Origin of the sequence: Hyphococcus luteus (genome assembly GCF_002943565.1) — a bacterium.
Lineage (GTDB): Bacteria > Pseudomonadota > Alphaproteobacteria > Caulobacterales > Parvularculaceae > Hyphococcus > Hyphococcus luteus.
On sequence record NZ_PJCH01000011.1, the window covers coordinates 134,857 to 152,804 of the forward strand.

17 protein-coding genes are annotated in these 17,948 nt (G+C 61.8%); 9 read left to right on the forward strand and 8 right to left on the reverse strand.

Annotation, left to right across the window (positions count from 1 at the left end; genetic code table 11):
- Together ychF and CW354_RS14945 are read left to right on the forward strand one after the other, a co-directional pair.
- Positions 1–1,098 (forward strand): redox-regulated ATPase YchF, encoded by a 1,098-nt coding sequence (gene ychF, locus CW354_RS14940; protein ID WP_104830900.1) that lies wholly within the window; start codon positions 1–3, stop codon positions 1,096–1,098.
- A 67-nt stretch (positions 1,099–1,165) separates the two neighbouring features.
- Positions 1,166–1,882 carry a hypothetical protein gene (locus tag CW354_RS14945; protein WP_104830901.1) on the forward strand — a complete coding sequence of 239 codons (717 nt, stop codon included), beginning with the start codon at positions 1,166–1,168 and terminating at the stop codon, positions 1,880–1,882.
- On the opposite strand, the gene CW354_RS14950 is transcribed toward CW354_RS14945, so the two are convergent.
- From CW354_RS14950 to petA, 6 genes are all read right to left on the reverse strand, one after another.
- Positions 1,872–2,753 carry an S-methyl-5'-thioadenosine phosphorylase gene (locus CW354_RS14950; protein ID WP_104830902.1) on the reverse strand — a complete coding sequence of 294 codons (882 nt, stop codon included), beginning with the start codon at positions 2,751–2,753 and terminating at the stop codon, positions 1,872–1,874. The two genes, CW354_RS14945 and CW354_RS14950, sit on opposite strands and share 11 nt — an antisense overlap.
- Positions 2,754–2,766: 13 nt before the next feature.
- On the reverse strand, positions 2,767–3,246 hold the full coding sequence (locus CW354_RS14955; protein ID WP_104830903.1) for a DUF2269 family protein: 480 nt from the start codon (positions 3,244–3,246) through the stop codon (positions 2,767–2,769).
- Complete coding sequence (locus tag CW354_RS14960) at positions 3,246–4,547, reverse strand: SDR family oxidoreductase (protein ID WP_133162328.1); 1,302 nt, start codon at positions 4,545–4,547, stop codon at positions 3,246–3,248. The genes CW354_RS14955 and CW354_RS14960 overlap by 1 nt, the downstream gene beginning before the upstream one ends.
- Before the next feature lie 75 nt (positions 4,548–4,622).
- On the reverse strand, positions 4,623–5,546 hold the full coding sequence (locus CW354_RS14965; protein ID WP_207764832.1) for a cytochrome c1: 924 nt from the start codon (positions 5,544–5,546) through the stop codon (positions 4,623–4,625).
- 14 nt (positions 5,547–5,560) lie between these two features.
- Complete coding sequence (locus CW354_RS14970) at positions 5,561–6,853, reverse strand: cytochrome b (protein WP_104830905.1); 1,293 nt, start codon at positions 6,851–6,853, stop codon at positions 5,561–5,563.
- A gap of 14 nt (positions 6,854–6,867) precedes the next feature.
- Positions 6,868–7,482, reverse strand: a complete 615-nt coding sequence (petA, locus tag CW354_RS14975; protein WP_104830906.1) for a ubiquinol-cytochrome c reductase iron-sulfur subunit — start codon at positions 7,480–7,482, stop codon at positions 6,868–6,870.
- A gap of 155 nt (positions 7,483–7,637) precedes the next feature.
- Here petA and CW354_RS14980 point away from each other — a divergent pair, with 155 nt between their 5' ends.
- Positions 7,638–8,087: a tRNA (cytidine(34)-2'-O)-methyltransferase gene (locus CW354_RS14980; protein ID WP_104830907.1), complete on the forward strand. Its 450-nt coding sequence runs from the start codon at positions 7,638–7,640 to the stop codon at positions 8,085–8,087.
- Here CW354_RS14980 and CW354_RS14985 read toward each other — a convergent pair.
- Entirely contained in the window at positions 8,084–8,569 is a 486-nt protein-coding gene (locus CW354_RS14985; protein WP_104830908.1) for a host attachment family protein, read from the reverse strand. The genes CW354_RS14980 and CW354_RS14985 overlap by 4 nt on opposite strands.
- A gap of 128 nt (positions 8,570–8,697) precedes the next feature.
- Here CW354_RS14985 and hemF point away from each other — a divergent pair, with 128 nt between their 5' ends.
- The 6 genes from hemF to CW354_RS15015 all read left to right on the forward strand — a co-directional run bounded on the left by hemF (position 8,698) and on the right by CW354_RS15015 (position 16,969).
- Positions 8,698–9,561, forward strand: a complete 864-nt coding sequence (gene hemF, locus CW354_RS14990; protein ID WP_104830909.1) for an oxygen-dependent coproporphyrinogen oxidase — start codon at positions 8,698–8,700, stop codon at positions 9,559–9,561.
- Positions 9,552–12,113 carry an ABC transporter substrate-binding protein gene (locus CW354_RS14995; protein WP_207764833.1) on the forward strand — a complete coding sequence of 854 codons (2,562 nt, stop codon included), beginning with the start codon at positions 9,552–9,554 and terminating at the stop codon, positions 12,111–12,113. The genes hemF and CW354_RS14995 overlap by 10 nt, the downstream gene beginning before the upstream one ends.
- On the forward strand, positions 12,110–12,949 hold the full coding sequence (locus CW354_RS15000) for an ABC transporter permease (protein ID WP_104830910.1): 840 nt from the start codon (positions 12,110–12,112) through the stop codon (positions 12,947–12,949). Before CW354_RS14995 ends, CW354_RS15000 begins: the two co-directional genes overlap by 4 nt.
- Positions 12,946–14,556, forward strand: coding sequence for a dipeptide ABC transporter ATP-binding protein (locus CW354_RS15005; RefSeq protein ID WP_207764834.1), 1,611 nt, complete (start codon positions 12,946–12,948; stop codon positions 14,554–14,556). The genes CW354_RS15000 and CW354_RS15005 overlap by 4 nt, the downstream gene beginning before the upstream one ends.
- Positions 14,549–15,553, forward strand: a complete 1,005-nt coding sequence (locus CW354_RS15010; RefSeq protein ID WP_207764835.1) for a P1 family peptidase — start codon at positions 14,549–14,551, stop codon at positions 15,551–15,553. The genes CW354_RS15005 and CW354_RS15010 overlap by 8 nt, the downstream gene beginning before the upstream one ends.
- 90 nt (positions 15,554–15,643) lie before the next feature.
- Positions 15,644–16,969 (forward strand): putative O-glycosylation ligase, exosortase A system-associated, encoded by a 1,326-nt coding sequence (locus CW354_RS15015; protein WP_104830911.1) that lies wholly within the window; start codon positions 15,644–15,646, stop codon positions 16,967–16,969.
- A gap of 3 nt (positions 16,970–16,972) precedes the next feature.
- Here CW354_RS15015 and CW354_RS15020 read toward each other — a convergent pair whose 3' ends face one another.
- Positions 16,973–17,905, reverse strand: a complete 933-nt coding sequence (locus CW354_RS15020) for a cation diffusion facilitator family transporter (protein ID WP_165793739.1) — start codon at positions 17,903–17,905, stop codon at positions 16,973–16,975.
- Between the last annotated feature and the right edge of the window lie 43 nt (positions 17,906–17,948).

A 17,948-nucleotide genomic window follows, 5' to 3' on the forward strand; every position in this document is an offset into this window, starting at 1 on the left:
ATGGGTTTCAAATGCGGCATTGTCGGCTTGCCGAATGTGGGCAAGTCCACGCTTTTCAACGCGCTCACCAAGACGGCGGCGGCGCAGGCGGCGAATTATCCCTTCTGCACCATCGAACCGAATGTTGGAGACGTCGCGGTGCCCGAACCGCGCCTCAAACAACTCGCCGAAATCGCCGGCTCGAAGGAAATCATCCCGGCGCGGATGCAGTTCGTGGACATCGCCGGGCTGGTCAAAGGCGCGAGCCAGGGCGAAGGCCTCGGCAATCAGTTTCTCGCCAATATCCGCGAAGTCGATGCGGTGGTCTATGTCCTGCGCTGCTTCGACGATGACGACGTCACCCATGTGGCGAACAAGATCGATCCGATTGCGGATTTCGAAACGGTGGAAACCGAGCTGATGCTCGCCGACCTCGAAAGCCTCGAAAAGCGCCGGGTCAATCTCGAGAAAAAAGCCAAAGGCCAGGACAAGGAAGCCAAAGCCCTCCTCCTTCTCGTGGACAAGGCGCTGGCCGAACTGCGCGAGGGCAATCCGGCCCGCAATGCGGAGATCAGCGAAGAAGAAAAGAAAGACTGGGCCGGTTTGCAATTGCTCACCGCAAAGCCTGTGTTGTTCGTCGCCAATGTGGACGAGGCGTCCGCGGCGGACGGCAATGCTTACTCAAAGCTTGTCGAAGACCGTGCAGCGAAAGAAAGCGCAGGCGCCGTTGTCATTTCCGCCAAGATCGAATCCGAACTCGCCCAGCTTTCCGACGAGGAACAGGCGGAATATCTCGAAACCATTGGGCTTGAAGAACCGGGCCTCAACCGCCTGATCAGCGCAGGTTTCGACCTTCTCGGCCTTCAGACCTATTTCACCGTCGGCCCGAAAGAAGCGCGCGCCTGGACGGTGAAGCGCGGTGCCACCGCGCCGCAGGCGGCGGGCGTCATCCACACCGATTTCGAAAAAGGCTTCATCCGCGCCGAGACCATCGGCTTTGACGATTACGTCGCACTCAAAGGCGAACAGGGCGCGAAGGAAGCCGGCAAGATGCGCCTTGAAGGCAAGGAATACATCGTCCAGGACGGCGATGTGATGCATTTCCGCTTCAACACCTGACCCGTATTAACCCGCTGTTAGGCGTGTTTTTACGCGTAGTTAATCCGGACTAACTATAGTCCGCATCATGAGCGTTGTTGAAAACATAGACCGCCGCCGGGCGGAACGGTATGAAGCGGCCTTCGGAGTCCGGTTCTCCGTCAATGGCGGACCGGAACATCTCAGCCCCGCGCTCAATTTCACCTCGCGCAGCCTCGCCATCAGAAGCGACATGCCGGTGCGCGCAGGCGATCATGTGGATGTGCGTTTTGGCGGCCTGCCCGATATCAAGGGCGAAGTGGCCCGCGTCTTCCCCGAAGGCTTCGCCATCATGCTGAGCAAAGGCTCGCTCGCCATGATGACGCGCAGCGATCTTCAGGCGCAAGACACTGAGTCCGAAGCGGCGCCGGAACTTAGCATTTCAAGCCCCTTCATCCGTGTGAACTCACCGGTTGCCGCCCGCGCCCTTCTCTCTTCCAGCCTTGACGACGAGCCCGGCTACAATCGGCATTTCTTATCTATCCTCACCGCCGATCCCGCCGTTCTTGAAAATGTCGGCAAGATCTGGATCAGCGCCGAGACGACCCGCTGGGTCGCCAGCGGCCTGCGCATCGAACGGCGCGGCAATCGCGGTCTTGCCGTGATGGGCTTGAATGACTGGCAGGCGCATATAGGCGCCGCTTATGGGCTCAAACTCACCTTTGTGGGCGACGAGATGCAGGAGTGGACGGTCGAGATCGAAGCCGAGCCGGTCGCCGCGCATCTTGAAACGCTGGCGCCGGCGAAGCTGGCGGTCAACGCTTAAACAGACGCCCCGCCACAGCGTCCAGCCTTTTCATCATCTCAGGGTCGCGCGCCTCTTCCGGCGTAATCACCGCCATATCGAGCGCAGTCTCGACGCCGAGCGGCGACGGCGTGCGCGTCGGTCCCAGCCGCTGCGCCAGATCCGCCGCCATGCGCGCCGCATTCGCCGTATTCCGTTTCAAGGTTTCGAGAATCAGGCCGACCTCGACCGCGCCTTCGGTCTCATGCCAGCAATCGTAATCGGTCACCATGGCGGCGGTGGCGTAAGGCAGCTCCGCCTCGCGCGCGAGCTTCGCCTCCGGCATGTTGGTCATGCCGATGACGTCGCAGCCCCAGGAGCGATAGAGATGGGATTCGGCGCGCGAGGAGAATTGCGGCCCGTCAATGCAGATATAAGTCCCGCCGCGCTGCACGGGGACGCCAAGCGCCTCGCAGGACGCTTCCATGGCGTCGGCGAGCGCCGGGCAGACCGGATCGGCCATGGAGACATGCGCCACGAAACCGGGACCGAAGAAGCTCTTCGGGCGCATCGTGGTGCGGTCGATGAACTGATCGGCGATGACGAAAGTCCCCGGCGTCAGCGCTTCCCGAAAAGAGCCGCAGGCGGAGACCGAAACGAGGTCGGTGACGCCCGCGCGCTTCATGGCGTCGATATTGGCGCGGTAATTGATGTGCGAGGGGGGCAGCTTATGCCCTGCCCCATGGCGCGCCAGAAACACGACCTCGACTCCGTTCAGCCGCCCACAGGTCAGCGCGTCTGACGGCGCGCCCCAGGGCGTGTCGACCTGGCGGCGCTGCGCATCTTCGAGCGCGTCCATGGAATAAACGCCCGACCCACCAATGAACCCGAGAACGCGTTTTTGTTCGGTCATAGGTCGTCCCTTCTCACCACAGGTCGAGCGCCGGCCGGTTTGTCATCAGCCAGACAATGCCCAGAACGCTGAAAAACGCCGGGAAACCACAGGCAAACCAAATACGATAAAGCCGGAAATAATCCGGCGGCAAAACCGAATCCGCCTGCGCTGCTGCTTTCGCCAGTTTTTTCATGCGATGCTGTATCCAAACGACAGGCAGCCAGAAAGCGCCGGTTACGAAATAAAGGATGATCGACAGCAAAAGCCAGCCTTCCGTCAACCGCCAGCCAATCAACATTGCGAGAAGAACGCCTGTGACAGGCTGCAGGATGACAGCCGAGGCCGTGAACAGGAAGTCGGCGATGACAACGATATGCGCCGTATGGGCGATCACTTTCGCATCGCCGCTGCGATGCGCCATGACCATGAAAAAAGCGATGCCCGCCCCAGTCCCAAGAAGAACGCAAGCGCCGAGGACATGCAGCCAGCGCAGGAGAGGAACCCACTCCATTATCGCTCCTCAATCATCAGCAAAGCGCATAAGGCGAGCCCCATGACCGGAAACACTTTCACGAATGGTCCCAGCGGGTCGAGCCAGAGATGAGGCGTAAAAACCGTCCCCGCGGCCAGATAAACTATCGACAGGCCAATCATGAGGGCTGCCGCCGGTCTTGCCCAAGCACGAAAGAGAATCGCGGCGCCCAGAAGAATATCAAGGGCTGCGCCGGCAAAAACGAGAAGCCTCGCGGCGCTGTCGCCCACGCGGTCAGCGAGGATCGCCGACGCCTCGGCGTTTTGCGCAAAACCGATGGCGCCGGACGCTATAAAGAACGCCGAGAGCAGACAGATTACGACCGGCGTCAGGAGCTGGGCTCTGGCGAAAACGCGCTCCTGTATGGTGGCGGGCATGCCCGTCAGGGTTTCCTCGATCTTTGCAACGCCGTCTCCGGACGCTGCCCGCCATGGCGCCGGATCGCCACGCACATCATCGCGCAAGACTTTCAAAGCAGTCGTGCGCAAGGGCGGACGCCAGCCGAACCAGCCCGCCGCATCACCAAGACGCGCAGCGACGGCGCCGAACCAGTAGGGCAGCCGCAAAACGAAAGGGACGGAGAAACCCATCTGCTCGCGAAAGGCGCGCGTGATGTCGAGCAAGCTATGCGGCGCATCCTCGACAAGATCGTATTCCGTGCGCATTTCAACACGCTCATCGATTGCGGCGCGCACGGCCTGCGCGACGTCATTGACGGATACTGTCTGAATGCGCGCATCCGGCAGGACGATGGGAAGAACGAAGGGAAAACCGGCCAGCGCGCGGATCAGCGCCGTGCCGCCATAGGCGTTGCGCGCAATAACAAGCCCCGGCTTGAAGATCACCCAGTTGAGCGTGCTTTGCCGCAAAACAGCATCAGCCCGCGCCTTTGACCGGAGGAATTCCGTTTCGGCGGTCTCAACCGCGCCCGGCGCTGAAATCTGGACATAGTCTTGAACGCCATTGTCTTCACAAGCTTTTATAAGAGCCTTGATGGCGGCGTCCTGCACAGCGCCCAGATTGTCGCGCATCCCGGTCTGCAAAGCGCCGGATGCGTTGACGACCGCATCAACCCCCAAAACAAACCGACGCCAATCCTCTGGCGTGAGCAGTTTGGAGATGTCTGCGGTTCGGCAATCGAGGGAGGGAAGCAAGCGCTCAGCCAATGATGAAGACCGTACGAGCCCGATGACTTCGTGACCGGCGTCCTGCACCGCCGTTGCGATCTCCTGACCGATCAGGCCGTAAGCGCCCAGAACTAAAATGCGTTTTCGGGTCACAATGCCCCTCAAATGAAAACGGCGGCGCAGTCTATGCGCCGCCGTCCGGTATTCAAAATCGCAAAACCCTCAGGACTACTTTTTCAGGTGTTCCCAGATCTTGCGGTAAGACCAGTAGAGAATGCAGGCGAGGATGATCAGATAGATGATCGTCATCACGCCGAGCGCCTTGCGGGCCTCCATCTTGGGCTCAGCCGCCCACATCAGAAACTCGACGACGTCCTTGGCGTATTGCTCCACGGTCTGCGGACTGCCGTCGCCATATTCGATAATGCCGTCGGCGAGCGGCGGCGCCATGGCGAGCGTGCCGCCTGGCGGGACTTCGACGCCGTCGACCGGATGGCCTTGATGAAGATATTCCGGCTTCATGACGGCGGTCATGTCCCCTTCGAAATAGGGGTTGTAATGCTGGCCGGGAGCGAGATTGACGGTCGGCGGCGGATCTTCATAGCCGGTAATCAGGCTGTAAACGTAATCCGGACCGGCTTTGCGCGCCTTGGTGATCAGCGACAGATCCGGCGGCAGGGCGTTGTTGTTCGCCATGCGCGCGAGCTGTTCGTTGGCGTAAGGCGGCGGAATGCGATCCGCCGGCAGGGCTTCGCGCTGGAACATTTCCCCTGTGTCGTCGGGGCCGTCCGTCACCTGATATTTGTATTTCGCCGCCAGCGCCTTGACGATCGGATTGTCGTTCGGGTTCGAGCAGTCGATGCTGTCCGCGACGCCTTCAGGGCACTCGGCAAGATAGAAAGGGCCGCCTTTCTGGCCGAGATTGCGGAACGCCACCAAATTGAGGCTGTGGCAGTTCGAGCAGACCGTTTCATAAACCTGATAACCGCGCTGCAGCGCGTTCTGGTCATAGGTGCCGAAGACCCCGGAAAAGTGCCAGTGCTGATGCTCGGGATGCTTGGCGCCCCCGCCGGCGGCGAGCGCCGCCGAATGGCCGGCGAACGCCGCGAAGAGCGCGATCATCAAAGTGCGGGCGGTGAACATGCGTTTCATCTCTCGTACGTCCCCTATTCCGCGGCCGCTGGCGCGCCGGGCGCGGCGGAGGTTTCTGGTTTTGACGCTTTCGGAAGCACCGATTCCGCGATCGATCGCGGCAGCGGCTTCGGCGTTTCAAGAATGCCGAGAAGCGGCAGGATAATCAGGAAGAAGGCGAAGTAATAGGCGGTCGCGATCTGGGCGAGCATCACATAGGTGCCTTCGGCCGGCTTGCCGCCGAGATAGCCGAGCGCGACGGCGGCAACGACGAACAGGACGAACCACATGCGCGCCACCGGGCGGTAACGCATGGAGCGCACTTTCGACGTATCGAGCCAGGGCAGGACGAAGAGGACCAAGATCGAGGAGAACATCGTGATGACGCCGCCGAGCTTGGCCGGAATGGGTCCGATATCGAAAGTGATCGCCCGCAGCATCGCGTAGAACGGCAGGAAATACCATTCGGGCACGATATGGGCCGGCGTCGAAAGCGGGTTCGCCTCGATATAGTTGTCCGCATGGCCGAGACCGTTCGGATTGAAGAACACGAAGGCGGCGAACAGGATCAGGAAGACCACGATCGCGAAACCGTCTTTCACCGTGTAATAAGGATGGAACGGCACCGCGTCCTTTTTCACGTCCTTGATCTCAACGCCCGACGGGTTGTTGTTGCCCGAGGTGTGGAACGCCCAGATATGGAGCGCCACGACGCCGAAGATTGCGAACGGCAGGAGGTAGTGCAGCGAGAAGAAGCGGTTCAGCGTCGGATTGTCGACGGAGAAACCGCCCCAGAGCAAGGTGCGAATATCGTCGCCCACGAGCGGGATCGCCGAGAACAGGTTGGTGATCACCGTCGCGCCCCAATAGGACATCTGCCCCCAGGGAAGCACGTATCCCATGAAGGCCGTCGCCATCATGAGGAGGAAGATCACGACGCCGAGCATCCACACGACTTCGCGCGGCTCCTTATAAGAGCCGTAATAAAGCCCGCGGAACATGTGGATATAAACGGCGAGGAAGAACATCGAGGCGCCGTTCGAGTGAATATAGCGTAAGAGCCAGCCATAATTCACGTCGCGCATGATGTGTTCGACGCTGTTGAACGCCATGTCCACATGCGGCGTGTAATGCATGGCGAGCACGACGCCGGTGATGATCTGGATCACCAGGCAGACGGCGAGGATGCCGCCGAAAGTCCACCAGTAGTTGAGGTTTTTCGGCGTCGGAAAATCCATGAAATCCGCGCTCATGCGGATGATCGGCAGGCGCTTGTCCAGCCATTTCTCGATGCCGGTCGACGGCTTATATGTAGAAGCGTGGCTCATTGCTTATCGTTCTCCTAGCCGATCTTGACGACAGTGTCGGAAAGGAACTCAAGCGGCGGAATGGGCAGATTCTCCGGCGCCGGACCTTTGCGAATGCGGCCAGCGAGATCGTAGTGCGATCCGTGGCAGGGACAGAACCAGCCGTCATAGTCGCCGCGGTTTTCACCGGCGCTGGTGCCGAGCGGGATGCAGCCGAGATGGGTGCACACGCCGACAACGATCAGCCATTCAGGGCGCGCCTCGCCGTCGGCTGCGGTGACGCGCGCATCGTCCGTCGCTTCTTCCCCGCCGGGAAGATTGGCGTTGCGCGCCGAGTCATCCTTGAGGGCGGAAAGCGGCACGGCTTCGGCCTCGTTGATTTCCTCCTCGGTGCGGTGACGGATAAAGACCGGCTTGCCCTGCCACATCACCTTGATCGCCTGCCCCACCGGCACGGCGGACAGATCGACGTCCTTGGTGGACAAGGCCAGCACCGAGGCGTCCGGGTTCATCTGATGCACCAGCGGCCACAAGACCGCGCCGGCGCCGGCCGCCGCGGTGGCCGCGGCGAAAATGTGGATAAAGTCGCGGCGGGTCGGTTCGCCGGTCTCGCTCGCGTCGCCGCTCTGGCTTACGTCGGATGTCGTCATGGCTCTCTACGCCTTTTGGAAGGATGCGCCCCAAATAGAAGAATCGCGGGGGTGTTTGGCATGTCCGTTCTACAAAGTCTAGGTGACGAAGCGCTGCGGCCTAGCGTCGCGAGGCCGCACGGGACATCCGGCAAATCCTGTGCAAAAACAGCCCCATGCGCCTTGCTCTCTATCAGCCGGACATCCCCCAGAATGTGGGCGCGGCGATTCGCGCCGCCGCCTGTTTCGGGGCGGAAATGGATGTCGTCGAGCCTTGCGGCTTTCCGCTTGATTCGCGCGCGCTGCGCCGGGCGGCCATGGACTACGGGGCCATGGCGCCGCCGCGCCCCCACGCAGGCTGGGCGGCGTTTCTGGAGACAGTGGGCGAGGCCCGTCTCGTCCTCCTTACCACCAAGGCCGAACAGACGATCTGGGATTTCCAGTTCCAGCCGGCGGACATCGTCCTCATGGGCCGGGAGAGCGCCGGCGCGCCCGAGGAGGTGCACGAAAAGGCCGACGCGCGGCTGCGGATCCCTCTCGCCGCCGGGGCCCGCTCGCTCAATGTCGCGGTCGCCGCAGCGGTGACGCTCGCCGAAGCCCGGCGTCAGCTAGGCTGGACAAATTAAACGAGATCTTCGCCGGCGAACTCTTCCTTATAGGCGCGGGCTAGATGCTTCTCGATTTCATCCACCGGATGATTGGTGAGATCGTTGTCCACAGTGAAGACAAGCCGGTCCTGGGCTTCCTTATGCAGCTCTTTGCGTAGACGACCGAGGGCCTGCGGCGGCGCAAAGAGCACCAGCTTGTCGAAGGCGTTTTTCTTTGCAGCTTTGTTCAGGGTTTCGGCGAAACCCTTCTCAAACCGCTCTTTTTCGAATTCATGCCAGTCCGTATCCGCCACAGCCGATCGCTGGGCCCCGCCGGCGCCCGCATCATTAAATCGGCCCGGCCGGTTCGCGGCCTGTTCCCGGCTCGGCGGATTCTCCATCTTTTCCTTGGAAACCACGTTTAAAAAGGGTTGTTCCGGCGTGTCGTCATTAACGAAAATCAACGCTTTCTCTCCGTCCGCAACGACAACCCAGGTAATCTGGTCGGCTAAATCTCTCATGGCTTCACCTCGTTGTATTTTCTGCTGTTATAACAAGACAAAAGGGTGATGCGTTCCGGCGCGGTTTTGACCATAAAAGACGAACCGCATAGACCGGAAGGACGGTTTTCGGAGAGGCTTTGAGCGCCATGACACTGGAAGATAAGAAACAGACAGCCAAAGCCTGGTTCGAGACGCTGCGCGACCAGATCTGCGCCTCATTCGAAAAGCTCGAGGCCGACGCCGGACCGCTCTATGCGGACATGGCGCCCGGGCGCTTCGAACTCACCCCCTGGGAGCGGGGGCCGGACCAAGGCGGCGGGACAATGGGCATGCTCCACGGCCGCGTCTTCGAAAAAGCGGGCGTTCACGTCTCAAACGTCCATGGCGAGTTTTCCGAAGAATTCCGCAAGCAAATTCCGGGCGCGGAGGAGGATCCGCGCTTTTGGGCGTCGGGCATCTCGCTCATCGCCCATACGCGCAACCCGCATGCGCCCGCCGCACACATGAATACGCGCATGATCGTCACCACGAAATGGTGGTTCGGCGGCGGCGGCGACTTGAACCCCATGCACCCCGCCTATCGCAGCGAAACCCACGAAGACACGATGGTTTTCCACGCGGCGATGCAGGCCGCCTGCGATGCGCATGACACGGAGTATTTTCCGAAATACAAAAAATGGTGCGACGACTATTTCTACCTGCCGCACCGCAAAGAACCGCGCGGCGTCGGCGGCATTTTTTACGACCGTCACAATAGCGGCGACTGGGATGCGGACTTCGCCTTCACAAAAGATGTGGGCCGCGCCTTCCGCGAAATCTATCCGGCGCTCGTCGCCAAACGCATGAACCAGCCCTGGACGGAGGAAGACCGGGAGAAACAGCTGATCCAGCGCGGGCGCTATGCGGAGTTCAACCTGCTTTACGACCGCGGCACGACCTTCGGCCTCAAGACCGGCGGCAATGTGAACTCCATCCTCTCCTCCCTGCCCCCGGAAGCGAAATGGCCGTAAGCACGGGCCAGGGGCTTTCCCACAAGATGCCGCGCTTCCTCGCCATTCTGGCTTTTGTCTTATTCTTCGCACCCGCCGCCTTTGCCTCGGGCGCGCTCAATGTGGGCGTGCAGCTGGAGCCGCCGGGGCTCGACCCGACAAGCGGCGCGGCGGCGGCCATCGACGAGATCGTCTACGCCAATCTCTTCGAGGGACTGACCCGCATCAATGAAGACGGTTCAGTCTCGCCCCTGCTCGCGGAAAGCTGGACGGTTTCCGAGGACGGACGAATCTATGAATTCAAGCTGCGCGAGGACGTCCGCTTTCACGACGGAACCGCTTTCGATGCGGACGATGTCGTCTTCACCCTGAACCGGGCGAAAGCGCCGGGATCGTCCAACGCCCAGCGCCCGATCTTCGAGACAATCGAACGCGTCGAGGCGACAGGGCCTTACGCCGTGCGCGTGATCTTGAAAGAACCGCTCGGCGCCTTCCCGACCTATCTCGGCTGGGGGGACGCGGTGATCATCGCGCCGGAAAGCGCCGATGCCAACGCCACCCATCCGGTAGGCACAGGCCCCTTCAAATTCCAGCGCTGGCGCAAGGGCGCGTCGGCGAGCCTCGTCCGCAATGAAGACTATTGGGGCGAGCGGCCCGCCCTCGACCGCATCAATTTCATTTTCATCCCCGATCCGACCGCCGCCTTCGCCGCGCTGATGGCGGGCGATGTGGACGGCTTCCCGAATTATCCGGCCGCGGAGAATCTCGGCCTTATCGAACGCGACGACCGCTTCAGGATCGTCACCGGCACGAGCGAGGGCGAGATGATCCTCGCCATCAATAATGGCGCGCCGCCCTTCAACGATATCCGCGTGCGCCGTGCGCTGAACCACGCCATCGACAAACAGGCCGTCATCGACGCAGGGCTTTTCGGTTTCGGCGCGCCCATCGGCAGCCATTTTCCGCCGCATCATCCCGCTTATGAAGACCTCACCGGCCTCTATCCATACGATCCGGCGCAAGCGCGGCGTCTGCTGGCGCAGGCGGGCTATCCGGACGGGTTTGAAACGACGCTGACCCTCCCACCGCCGGCCTATGCGCGGCGCGGCGGCGAGATCGTCGCGGCGCAGCTCGAAGCTGTGGGGATCGAGGTCCGGATCCGCAATATCGAATGGGCGCAATGGCTCGATCAGGTCTTCGCCAACAAGAATTACGACCTCACCATCGTCTCTCACACCGAGCCGCTCGACATCGATATCTACGCCCGCGACGATTATTATTTTCAGTATCATAGCGAGGCTTTCAACAAGATCATCGCCAAGCTGCGCCGCGAAAGCGATCCGGCGCGCCGTGATGCGCTTTACCGCAAGGCGCAGGAGATCATCGCGAAAGACGCCGTGAATATCTTCATCGCCTCAAGCCCAAAAATCGCCGTCTGGTCGAAAGACGTAACCGGCGTCTGGGCGAATGCGCCGGTGCAGGCCAATGATTTCACACAGGCCGATGTCACAGGCCGCGCGGCGATTGCATCCGGCGATCATGCGCCGAGAATGCCGCCCCTCTGGCCGATCTTTGTTTTCATCATCGCGGCGTTCGCGATTGTCGCGATCTTCGCGAAAGCGAGCCCCGCCTTCCTCGCAAGCCGGGCGCTTTCCATGGCGCTGACCCTGTTCGCCGCCTCGCTTATCATCTTTCTCCTGATCGAAGTCGCGCCCGGCGACCCGGCGGCGTTCATGATGGGGCTCAATGCCGATCCCGCCGCCATCGACGCGCTTCGCGAGGAGCTCAGCCTCAACCAGTCGCTGATCGCCCGTTACGCAAGCTGGATCGGCGGGGTCATGACCGGCGATTTCGGCGTCAGCTACACCTACAGAACGCCGGTTTCGGAATTGATGGCCGAAAGGTTGTGGGTCACGCTGCCGCTGGCGCTCATGGCCTTCGCCATGTCGACGCTGATCGGCGTTCCCGCCGGGCTCGCCGCCGCAGCGCGTCGCCATGAACGGGACGGCAAGGCGATTGTTGCTACGGCGCAGGCGGGCGTCGCCATCCCGAATTTCTGGCTGGCGATTTTGCTGGTCATGGTTTTCGCTGTATCCTTGCGCTGGTTTTCCGCCGGCGGTTTTCCCGGCTGGGAGGCCGGCCTGTTTCCGGCGCTGAAAGCATTGTTCCTGCCGGCTGTCGCGCTCGCCCTCCCCCAGGCCGCGATCCTGACCCAGATCATGCGCTCGGCGACCATAGAAACCCTGCGCGAAGATTACATCCGCACCGCGCGCGCAAAAGGCCTGACGCGCCGCGAAACATTGATCCGCCATGCGCTCAGGAATGCGCTGATCCCGGTGCTGACCATTCTCGGCCTGCAATTCGCTTTTCTCCTCGCCGGCGGCGTCATCATCGAAAACGTCTTCTATCTGCCGGGGCTCGGACGCATGGTGTTTCAGGCGATCGCCCAGCGCGATCTCATCGTCGTCGAGAGCGTCGTGATGGTGCTGGTCTTCGCGGTCGTCGCCATCGCCTTTCTCATCGATCTCGCCTACGCCATCGTCGATCCGCGCCTACACGGGGACGCGCGATGAGCGCCCTCGCCGCCTCCCTCAAAAGCGACAAGGGGCTGACCGCCGGCGCAAGCTTTGTGGCGCTGTTCGCCCTGATGGCGCTCATTTCTTTCGTATGGACGCACCATGACGTCGCCGCCATCGATGTCGATGCGCGGCTTTCAGGGCCTTCCCTAAAACACTGGCTCGGGACCAATCATCTCGGCCGCGACGTGTTTTCCATGATCATGGTGGGCGCGCGCGTCTCCATCGCCGTCGCGGTCTTCGCCGTCGGCATCGGGCTTTTGATCGGCGTCCCGCTGGGTCTCCTCGCCGCGGGAACGCGCGGAATCATCGAAGACATCGTCATGCGCATGAGCGACGTCATTTTCGCCTTCCCGGCGCTCATTCTCGCCATTCTCATCACCGCCGTTTACGGTCCCGGCGCGATCAACGCCGTCATCGCCATCGGCGTGTTCAACATTCCGGTCTTTGCGCGGCTGACGCGCGGCGCGGCGCTGCCTATCTGGACCCGCGGCTATGTGATGAGCGCGAAAACCGCCGGCAAGAACGGCTTTCGGATTTCTCTTGAACATGTCCTGCCGAATATATTGCCGGTGCTTATCGTGCAGGCGACGGTGCAGCTTTCTCTCGCGGTGCTCGCGGAAGCCGCGCTTTCCTATGTGGGCATCGGCGCGCAGCCGCCCGCCCCGAGCTGGGGGCGCATGCTCGCCGAAAGCCAAACTATGGTCAGTTTCGCGCCCTGGCTTGCGATCTTCCCGGGCCTCGCAATCTTTCTTTTCGTCTTCGGGCTCAATCTTCTTGGCGACGGTTTAAGGCGCCGCCTCGACCCGCACCGCATTGTGGGGGCCATGTGAGCGACGCGATTGCGATCAGAAATCTTTCATTGCGCATTGGCGGGGCGAATATCCTCGACAGCGTCAATCTTAGGCTGAATGCAGGAGAGATTACCGGCCTGATCGGGCGCTCAGGCTCCGGCAAATCCATGACGGCGCTCGCCATGATGGGGCTCGCGCCCGGCGCGGCGGAAATCTCCGGCGAAATAATTATCGACGGCGAGAATGTCCTCGCCATGCGCGAGCGCGCCAGATGCGATCTGCGCGGACGCAAGATCGCCATGGTGTTTCAAGAACCCATGACGGCCCTGAATCCCTTGCAGACCATCGGCGCGCAGGTCGCGGAAACCTTCCTCGCCCATGAAAAAATCAGCCGCGCCGAAGCGTTCGGAAAATCCAAAACCGCCCTCGGCCGTGCGGGGCTTCCTCCCGAGGAAATCTCGCCGGAGCGCCGTCCGCACGAACTTTCCGGGGGTCAACGCCAGCGCGCCGGGATCGCCATCGCCATTGCCATGAAACCGGGCGTCCTGATCGCCGACGAACCCACAACAGCCCTCGACGTAACAACACAAGCCGAGATTCTCGGCTTACTCAAAACTCTCGCGAAAGAAGATGGCTCCGCCCTCCTTCTCATCACTCATGATCTCGCCGTCGTCTCCTCTGTCGCGGACCGCATTGCCGTGCTGAAGGAAGGCCGCATCGTCGCCGATGAAAGCGCCGATGATTTCTACAGCGCGGCGCCCACATCGCTCGCCAGAGAATTCATGCCCGCGCGCGTCAAACGCGATGGCGCAAGGCCCGCTTCACCGAAAACCGCCCTCGCCGCAGACAACCTATCCTGCGATTATGTGAATGCGCGCCGGTCGGTCTTTGTGGAACCCGCCGTTTTCCGCGCCGTTAAGAATGTCAGCTTCAAAATCGCGAAAGGCGAAACGCTGGGCCTTGTTGGCGAGTCCGGCTGCGGCAAGTCCACGCTCGCCAGAGCCCTGCTCGGTCTTCATCCCATTGCGGAAGGGACAGCCGCTATCGGCGGCGAAATTTTTCCGGCGAAAGACAAGGCGGCGATGCGCCGCCTGCGCCGAAAAATCCAGATTGTCTTTCAGGACCCTTATTCCAGTTTCAATCCGCGCCAGCGCATCGCTGACATCCTCGCCGAGCCCTTTCACCTCTTCGATGAGCCGATGACGGCGGCGCAAAAGCGCGAGCGCGCCGCAGCGCTTATGGAAAGCGTCGGCCTCGGCGCCGATGCGCTTGACAAATATCCGCACGCCTTTTCCGGCGGCCAGCGCCAGCGCATTGCGATCGCCCGCGCGCTGGCCACCGATCCTGAAGTCATCGTCCTCGACGAAGCGACGTCCGCCCTCGACATCGCCTCGCGCAACCATATTCTGGAGCTTTTGCAGTCGCTGCAGGCGGCGCGGGGGCTCTCCCTCCTTTTCATCACCCACGATCTTTCCGTCATTCGCGACATCGCCGACCGCGTCATGGTGATGAATGAGGGCCGGATCCTCGAAAGCGGCGAAACGGACCGCATTTTCGAGAGCCCGCAAACCGATTATACAAGGCGTCTCATTGCGGCCGCGCCTGTGATAGAATGGCGCGAAAGCGCCGGAGACATGAATGGCTGAAGATGTGCTGAAACCGGGACCGAGGAACCTCATCACCGATGTGGAGGGGATCAGCGTCGGCAACGCGACCGACGACAAGGTCGAGACCGGCGTCACGGTCTTGCGTTGCGATCACGCCTATGTGGCGTCGGCGGATGTGCGCGGCGGCGCGCCCGGCACGCGCGAGATTGACGTTCTGTCTCCTGAAAATCTGGTAGGCCGCGCCGACGCCTTCGTTCTCACCGGCGGCTCGGTTTTCGGCCTCGCCGCCGCCGACGGCGCCGCGAGCGCGCTCTCGGTCGACGGCGTCGGGCTGAAGCTCAGCAATAAAGGTCCGGCGATCCCTATCGTTCCCGCCGCCGTTCTGCACGATCTCGCCAATGACGGCGACAAGGACTGGGGCGAGACGCCGCCTTACCGCGCGCTCGGCATGGAGGCGGCGCGAAGCGCCGGCGCTGAGTTCGCGCTCGGCTCCATCGGGGCTGGCCGCGGCGCCATGGCGGGTCTCGTCAAAGGCGGTCTCGGCTCGGCCTCGCTCATGCTCGAAAGCGGCGTCGCGGTCGGCGCGCTCGTCGCCGCCAATCCGGTAGGCTCGGTCTATATGGAGGACGGCGAAACCTTCCACGCCTGGGCTTATGAAATCGGCGATGAATTCGGCGGGCGAAAGCCGCCCGAGACCCGCGAAAGCGCCGAGCCCTTCCCCGGCGAGTCGCGGCTTCACATGCGCTTCGAAGCGGGCGCGAACACCACCCTCGCCATTGTCGCCACCAACGCCGATCTCACCAATGTTGAGACGAAACGCATGGCGATGATGGCCCATGACGGGATCGCCCGCGCCATCCGCCCCGCCCATTCCCCTTTTGACGGCGACATCGTCTTCGCCGTGGCGACGGCGAAAGCGGAATTGCCCTCTGACCCGCCGCCCCTGCGCCACGGGCTCGTTGCGCGCATCGCCGCCGCGGCCTCCGATTGCCTAACCCGCGCCATCGCCCGCGCCGTTTACGAAGCGGCGCGTTAACCACTTCCGCCTGACGGCGAAGCGGCCCGGTCCTTGAATATGCTTAATCCGGGACCCGGGACTTTCCCGTAATGAACCGGCGGCGAGGCTATGCGCGACATCATTCTGCTCAGTTTTACGGCAATCTGCCTGATCGCCGCGCTGCGCCATCCCTTCGCCGGGCTTTTGACCTGGGCGTGGTTTACGCTGTTGACGCCGCATCAGGCGGCCTATGGCGTTTACGGCATTCCGCTCAATGTGGTGATCGCCGGCGTCACCATGGCGGCTTACGTTCTCTCCGGCGAGATCGCGAAATTCCGGTTCGACCCGATCACCTCGTTGATCGTTCTTTTCGCCGGCTGGCTGACCGTGGCGCAGGCCTTCTCCCTCGATCCGGAGAATTCCGCGCTTTACTATGACCGCTTCATCAAGACGCTGCTGTTCATCGTCCTCTGCGCGCAGATGGCGGCCGGCAAGTTGCGCTTCAACGCGCTGGTCTGGACGGTTGTCGCCTGCATCGGGTTTCTGGCCGCCAAAGGCGCGCTCTTCACTTTCGCGACGCTCGGCCAGTATCATGTACAGGGCCTGCCCAACACGGTTCTCGAAGACAACAACCATTTCGGCATCGCCGTCGCCTCGATCCTGCCGCTCATTCTCTATCTGCGCGCCGAGGCCGCAAAACCGGTCGTCCGTCAGGGGCTGCTCGTTCTGTTCGGTCTGTCCATCGTCGCCATCATCGGCACGCAGTCGCGCGGCGCCTTTCTCGCGCTGATCGCGTTCAGCGGCTATTTCTGGATCCGCGCGAAACACAAATTCGCCATTCTCGGCGGGCTCGCCCTCATCATGATTCCGACCATCGCCTTCATGCCGTCGAAATGGACGGAGCGCATGAGCACCATTAGCGAAGCGACGGAAGACGCGTCTTTCATGGGGCGCGTCGACGCCTGGGTGATCAATACCAAACTCGCGGCGGAAAACCCGCTCACCGGCGCCGGGCTCAGAAACTCCTATCAAAAAGAGATCGCGCAAAAAGTCGACATCGAAAGGGCCGAAACCGCCAAGGCCGCGCACAGCATCTATTTCGAAGTGCTGGGCGGCGCGGGGTTCGTCGGCCTCGCACTTTATCTGACGCTTTTTGCGACGGCCTTCTTTTCCGCCTGGCGGATTTATCTCTCCCGCGCCAATGACCGCCTCGCGCCGTGGAAATGGCGCTTTGCTTATTACGCGCAAATGTCGATCCTCGTTTTCGCGGTCGGCGGCGCATCGGTCTCGCTTGAAATGTGGGACGGCTATCTGATCGTCATCGCGCTTGTCGCGGCGCTCACCAAGATGGCTGTCGCGGAAGAAAAGCCCGAAGGTCATGCGCTCGCCGCGGCGCGCCTGCACAACTGGCGCGGACGCAAACGGCTGAAAGAGATACTGGAAAAACCGGCTTAAGGTTTAATCGGCCGCAAAGGCCGCGCCGCCATGGGCCTTGAAGCCCCCGCCCGCCGCCGTTTTGTTTTCATGCGCTTCGAAGGATGCATCGGACTCGCTCGGCGCGTGAGAGTCGGGACATTCCTCGCCGATCTCGATCTGCACTGTCGAATAATGAATATCGTAACGCTCTTCGAGAAACGCCTTCGCCGCCGCCAGCGCGCTTGCAGCGTCCTGTGCGTCGGTAATGCGGGCGTGAAGCGTCAGGCGCGGATGTTCCGGCGTGATCTGCGATATCTGAATGCTGTGCACGTCCTTGATCTGCGGCGCAGCGGCGATCAGGGCCTTTTTCAGCTCTTCCCGATCAATATCCGCCGGCGCGCCTTCAAGAAGAATATGGCCTGTCTCGCGCACCAGACGCAGCGCCGACACGCCGATGAGGAAGGCGACGGCGATGGAAAGAAGCGGGTCGATCGCAAACCAGCCGGTCGCGGAAATGACGAGCGCCGCGATGATCGCCGCCGCAGAACCGAGCAGATCGCCGATCACATGCAATAAAGCGCCGCGCATATTGAGGTCGCGTTCTTGCGGCCGGTGAAGGATGAAAAACGCAATGGCGTTGGCGATGAACCCGGCGACGGCGACCCACAACATCAGGCCGGACTGAACTTCGACCGGCTCCATGAAGCGCCGCACGGCCTCAAAGATAATCCAGAGAAGCAGCACAGCGAGCAACACGCCGTTTACAAAGGCGGCGAGAACCTGCGCCCGCCTGTATCCGAAATGCAGCCGCGAATCCGCCGGACGCCGCGCAATGAACTGCGCGCTCGCCGCAAGACCCAGCGCCAGCGCATCGGTCAGCATGTGCGTTGCGTCCGCCAGAAGCGCGAGAGAGCCGGAGATAAGCCCGCCGACAACCTCGACCACCATGAAGACCACAATGACGGCGAAAGCCATCAAAAGGCGTCCTGTGACCTTTCCCGAAGGCCGATGATGGTCA

What these genes read in the sequence shown, in the direction of transcription:
- ychF (WP_104830900.1), top strand. Translation starts at nt 1, where the DNA reads ATGGGTTTCAAATGCGGCATTGTCGGCTTGCCGAATGTGGGCAAGTCC.
- CW354_RS14945 (WP_104830901.1), top strand. Translation starts at nt 1,166, where the DNA reads ATGAGCGTTGTTGAAAACATAGACCGCCGCCGGGCGGAACGGTATGAA.
- CW354_RS14950 (WP_104830902.1), bottom strand. Translation starts at nt 2,753, where the DNA reads ATGACCGAACAAAAACGCGTTCTCGGGTTCATTGGTGGGTCGGGCGTT.
- CW354_RS14955 (WP_104830903.1), bottom strand. Translation starts at nt 3,246, where the DNA reads ATGGAGTGGGTTCCTCTCCTGCGCTGGCTGCATGTCCTCGGCGCTTGC.
- CW354_RS14965 (WP_207764832.1), bottom strand. Translation starts at nt 5,546, where the DNA reads ATGAAACGCATGTTCACCGCCCGCACTTTGATGATCGCGCTCTTCGCG.
- CW354_RS14970 (WP_104830905.1), bottom strand. Translation starts at nt 6,853, where the DNA reads ATGAGCCACGCTTCTACATATAAGCCGTCGACCGGCATCGAGAAATGG.
- petA (WP_104830906.1), bottom strand. Translation starts at nt 7,482, where the DNA reads ATGACGACATCCGACGTAAGCCAGAGCGGCGACGCGAGCGAGACCGGC.
- CW354_RS14980 (WP_104830907.1), top strand. Translation starts at nt 7,638, where the DNA reads ATGCGCCTTGCTCTCTATCAGCCGGACATCCCCCAGAATGTGGGCGCG.
- CW354_RS14985 (WP_104830908.1), bottom strand. Translation starts at nt 8,569, where the DNA reads ATGAGAGATTTAGCCGACCAGATTACCTGGGTTGTCGTTGCGGACGGA.
- hemF (WP_104830909.1), top strand. Translation starts at nt 8,698, where the DNA reads ATGACACTGGAAGATAAGAAACAGACAGCCAAAGCCTGGTTCGAGACG.
- CW354_RS14995 (WP_207764833.1), top strand. Translation starts at nt 9,552, where the DNA reads ATGGCCGTAAGCACGGGCCAGGGGCTTTCCCACAAGATGCCGCGCTTC.
- CW354_RS15000 (WP_104830910.1), top strand. Translation starts at nt 12,110, where the DNA reads ATGAGCGCCCTCGCCGCCTCCCTCAAAAGCGACAAGGGGCTGACCGCC.
- CW354_RS15010 (WP_207764835.1), top strand. Translation starts at nt 14,549, where the DNA reads ATGGCTGAAGATGTGCTGAAACCGGGACCGAGGAACCTCATCACCGAT.
- CW354_RS15015 (WP_104830911.1), top strand. Translation starts at nt 15,644, where the DNA reads ATGCGCGACATCATTCTGCTCAGTTTTACGGCAATCTGCCTGATCGCC.
- CW354_RS15020 (WP_165793739.1), bottom strand. Translation starts at nt 17,905, where the DNA reads ATGGCTTTCGCCGTCATTGTGGTCTTCATGGTGGTCGAGGTTGTCGGC.